Source organism: Ruegeria arenilitoris (assembly GCF_013032445.1).
Classification (GTDB): Bacteria; Pseudomonadota; Alphaproteobacteria; order Rhodobacterales; family Rhodobacteraceae; genus Ruegeria; species Ruegeria arenilitoris_F.
The window spans coordinates 1-4,735 of sequence record NZ_WQCA01000068.1 but is presented as its reverse complement, the minus strand read 5'-3'; the positions used below and the strand labels follow the sequence as shown (position 1 = coordinate 4,735).

General features: G+C 53.5%; 2 protein-coding genes and 1 pseudogene. 2 read left to right on the top strand and 1 reads right to left on the bottom strand.

Annotated features, from left to right (window positions below):
* Positions 1–665: pseudogene (locus GOW98_RS25330) on the top strand (IS6 family transposase); the annotation flags it as partial.
* A gap of 185 nt (positions 666–850) precedes the next feature.
* On the opposite strand, the gene GOW98_RS25325 reads toward GOW98_RS25330, so the two are convergent.
* A complete protein-coding gene (locus GOW98_RS25325) occupies positions 851–2,287 on the bottom strand; it encodes an arylsulfatase (RefSeq protein WP_170337367.1) in 1,437 nt (478 codons plus the stop codon).
* 253 nt (positions 2,288–2,540) lie between these two features.
* Here GOW98_RS25325 and GOW98_RS25320 point away from each other — a divergent pair, with 253 nt between their 5' ends.
* On the top strand, positions 2,541–4,487 hold the full coding sequence (locus GOW98_RS25320; RefSeq protein WP_170337366.1) for a DUF3604 domain-containing protein: 1,947 nt from the start codon (positions 2,541–2,543) through the stop codon (positions 4,485–4,487).
* Positions 4,488–4,735 lie beyond the last annotated feature (248 nt).

Sequence of the window (4,735 nt, the reverse complement as noted above, 5' to 3'; positions counted from 1 at the left end):
GAGATCATCCGCCTTGCGGTGATGCTGTACATCCGTTTCCCGCTCTCGCTTCGGAATGTCGAAGATCTGCTGCATGAGCGAGGCATCGACGCGAGCCACGAAACTGTCCGATATTGGTGGAACAGGTTTGGCCCGATGTTTGCTACCGAGATCAGACGGAAGCGTGTTCAGCAACTGCGCGTGTTCTCCAAATGGAAGTGGCACGTGGATGAGGGTTTCGCGAGGGTGAATGGCAAGCGGCATTATCTTTGGCGGGCCGTTGATCATGAAGGCGAGGTGCTGGAAGCCATTGTCACCAAACGCCGAAACAATCAGGCTGCACTGAAATTCCTCAGGAAATTGATGAAGCGGCACGGAAAAGCGGAAAACGTCGTCACGGATCGCTTCGCCTCATACAGAGCCGCGCTCAGAGAGCTTGGCGCTACCGAAAAACAAAGGACGGGCAGGTGGCTCAACAACCGCGTCGAGAACTCGCACCTGCCGTTTCGACGAAGAGAACGGGCCATGCTGCGTTTCAGGCGTATGCGAAGTTTGCAGAAATTCGCCTCCGTCCATTTTTTATCTACAACCACTTCAACCAGGAAAGATCGCTGACCAGCCGAGATACCTTCAAGCTGACCCGCGCCGCCGCTCTTAGCGAGTGGCGACAACTTTGTTCCGGATAGGTTCGCGGTTTCCGAGGCAAACTGAGACTGGTTCGAATTAGTCTGACAACACCCAGAAAACAAAGTTCGAGGCCGATAGTCGGCCTTGAACTGCCCAGCGAACCTTGGTCGTTAGGTCCGAAGGGCGGAAAGCAGACGTTAGCTGCGCTTAGTGCCAATGACCGCATTGCGGACAAAACCGCCGTTCAGTTTTTGGGTGGTTCATAGGGATCAGGTGTTCCCGGTGGTATTGGGGGGTATTCCTCGAACGTTGCAATGTGCTCCTGCAATTGAGGCAGCGCCTTTTCGACCGCCCATGTGTGTGGGAAAAGTACACTTTCACGCTCATGTGGATCATTCAGAAGATTGTAGACTCTTGGTGTATCGAAGGACTCTGTCGCGCCGAATGCCGTTGTGTTCTCTTTGAAAAGAACTTTCCAATCCTTCCATTTGACGCCGAATATCTGCTCGCCCATGTAAACGATCACGCCTTCTCGGTTTGAATTAGGCTGGTTACCAAGAAAAAATTCGGACTGGTCAATGCCACCAAAGGCCCGGTCGTCAGGTACCTTGCCGCCTGCAAATGCCGCAAGTGTCGGAAATAGGTCCATCGAGTGAATGACGTCGTTGCTTTCTGAAGCGGCGGGGATCTTTCCCGGCCACTTGATCGCAAAAGGCACGCGCATGCTTCCCTCGAGGCTAGTGAACAGAGTGCCGCGCCAAGGCCCGGCTGTACCATGTACCGCAGGAACCGGCGAGACGTTGGCGTTTCCAACCGGAAGAGCTTCAGGGCAATTGTCAGCAGTAAATATCACCACGGTGTCGTCGGAAACACCTGCCGTCTCAATCGCATCAACGATGCGTCCGATATAGCTATCTGTTTGAAGTAGAATGTCGGCCCAGACGCCGTTTCCAGTGGCGCCATCAAATTCTTCCGACACGATGTTTGGATAGTGGGTCTGCGTGTATGCAAGATAGATGAAGAATGGTGCCTCTTCCCCACTCTTGGCTTCGATGAAATCGATGGCTTTCTTTGTCAGGTCGCCATCTATCTCACCGCGATAATCCAGATCATAGTCGCGCGCTACTGTCGCCGGTTCACCCGCAACACCCTGCATCACAACCGGTTCTTCCATGTTGGCTTCAGCAAATCCCGGAAGCGTGCGCCAGACTGTAACATCAGTGGTCTCCACGCCGTAAAATTCGTCGAATCCTTGATTCGTTGGATAGCGTCCTTCGGTCCAGCCAAGGTGCCACTTGCCGTACATGGCCGTGTTGTATCCCACATCCTTTAGCATCTCGGCCATCGTGATTTCCCACTGAGTTAGGCCGTAGACGCCGCCGCCCAGTGGGACCGTGTGGTTGCCGCTTCGGATACCGTATCGTCCTGTCATGGTCGCTGCACGGGACGGCGTGCACTGGCTTTCCACGTTGAAGTTTGTGAGTCGTAATCCCTCCGCAGCGAGGGCGTCCATCTCGGGGGTCGCTGTACCTCGGATTATGCCGCCTCCATTGAACCCAGGTTCGCCCCAACCAAAATTATCTAGAAATATGAATACGATGTTAGGTTTATCTTGAGCTGAAGCGACCGTGGAAAACAAAAGAGTTAAGGCCAGTAGGAATGTTCGCGATAACCACTTCATAACAGCGCCTCCAATCAAGATCACGGGCTCAAGACTGACGAACCAAGTCACCAGTCGTCAAGAAAGTCGTCTCATTGCGGTACTTTTTCACCGCGGCTGAGCGTCAGAGGTAAGGGCGAAACTGCGGCCTCGGACTAGTCGAACTTCTCCTGAGATCATTTGAGCTAATCTAAGAAAAACCGCTGTTTTCCTTGACGAACAGTCGGCTCAGATGTTGCCATAGGCTGGCATTCAGTGCGGCTGGGAGGTTCCAATGAAGTTTTTTCTGACGACATCGACAGCAATAGTTTCCGCAGCATTCATATCAAGTTTTTCAAATGCTCAAGAGGCCGCACAAGGCGGGCAAGTCGGAGAGATGACCATATCGGTTGATGATATGCGCGAACCCGCGCCTGCTGATTTCTCACCTTATGCAGGTCGAGACTTTCCTACACGACCTCTGTGGGGTGACACGCACCTGCACACGTCAAATTCGCTCGACGCGCGCGGGTTTGGCGTCATCCTGAGCCCAGACGATGCTTATAGATTTGCACGCGGTGAGGAAGTGACTACCTCGCACGGCCTTCGGGTGCAGTTATCGCGTCCCCTCGACTGGCTTGTCGTATCCGATCACTCGGACGCCATGGGCGCCATGAATGAGATCGTCGCAGGGAATTCTACCCTGATGCGTGATCCAACACTTCGAGACTGGAACGAACGTCTTAACGCCGGTGGAGATGTTGCTCTCGGCGCAACAATGGAAGTTATAGAAACCTTTGCTGGTATAACCGGTGATGCTCTTCCCGAGGCTGTTTCAGATCGCAGGTTCGTACAATCCGTTTGGGACGAATTCACGCAAACTGCGGATCATCACAACGACCCCGGCGCATTCACTGCGTTCATCGGGTACGAATGGACGTCCACAGAAGGAGGCAACAACCTCCACCGCAACGTGATCTACCGAGATGATGCAATACGCGCACGGCAGATGCTGCCATTCACAACCGCAGAAACCTTTAATCCCGAACGTTTGTGGGACTGGATGGAAACTTATGAACTAGAGACTGGCGGCCGTGTACTGGCCCTTGCCCACAACGGCAACGTCTCCAACGGCCTGATGTTTCCGGTCGAAACCAACCCGGAAACGGGTGAGCCTTTGACCGAAGACTACGCGGAGCGGCGTGCTAAGTGGGAGCCGATGTATGAGATCACCCAGATCAAGGGTGACGGAGAAACTCACCCTTTTCTCAGCCCGAACGATGAGTTTGCCGACTATGAAACCTGGGATAAATCCAATCTGGGTCCGACACCCAAAGAAGACTGGATGCTTCAGTACGAATACGCGCGCGAGGCTTTGAAGAATGGTCTCAAATTAGAGGCTCAGCTCGGCACCAATCCATACAAGTTCGGAGTAGTGGGCTCGACCGACAGCCATACGGCTTTGGCAACGGCGGAAGAAGACAATTTCTTTGGCAAACACTCAGGTGTCGAGCCGGAACCTGGCCGTTGGCAGCATGTCGTTGGCGAGTTTGATGCCTTGAGGATTCTCGGGTGGGAAATGGCGGCCTCTGGCTACGCAGCAGTTTGGGCTGAAGACAACACACGCGAAGCCATATTCGACGCCATGGAACGGAAAGAGGTTTACGGGACAACAGGTAGTCGCATCGCGGTCCGTTTCTTTGGTGCCTGGGACTTTACGGAAGAAGATGCAAGATCCCGTTTACCCGCCGAAATAGGATACGAAAAAGGCGTTCCGATGGGTGGGGACCTCGCCGACGCGACAGAAGGCGCGGACGCCCCAACCTTCCTCATCGCTGCCCTGAAAGACCCGTTTTCCGGCAATCTCGACCGTATTCAGATTGTGAAAGGTTGGTTAAATGCCAACGGCGAAACTGAAGAGCGGGTCTATGATGTGGCTTGGTCGGGAGACCGAGAACCTGATGCGGACGGCAAACTGCCAGCGGTGGGGAACACCGTGGATGTTGCAACGGGCACGTTTACCAATTCTATAGGTTCTCCAGAGTTGGTCACTGTTTGGAAGGATCCTGAATTCGATCCTTCAGTTAGGGCTTTCTACTATGCCCGTGTCCTAGAAATTCCCACACCAAGGTGGACAGTTTATGACGCAGTTCGGTTTGGAGACGATTTGCCTGCCGAGGTGCCTACGTCAACGCAAGAACGTGCTTACACTTCGCCAATTTGGTATACTCCCAAGGGCTAAGGCCTTCGAATACTCACGTTGATCACAACTAGTGCCCTGCAACCCCTCGGGTAAATTCGGTTGGCATACTCTATCCATACTAACGTGCGCTTAGGGATCGCTCCTGACCTCAGTTGCAAAGTAAATTAATGGCGGTAGGGCGGACAAAACGGACACCCAACGGTTCACTGTGAATGTCCGGTAACAATTGGCAAGGTCTTGTCAGAAGAACTTGGGTTGAGGCGGGCAGGGCGGTTGCGTAGCTTTTG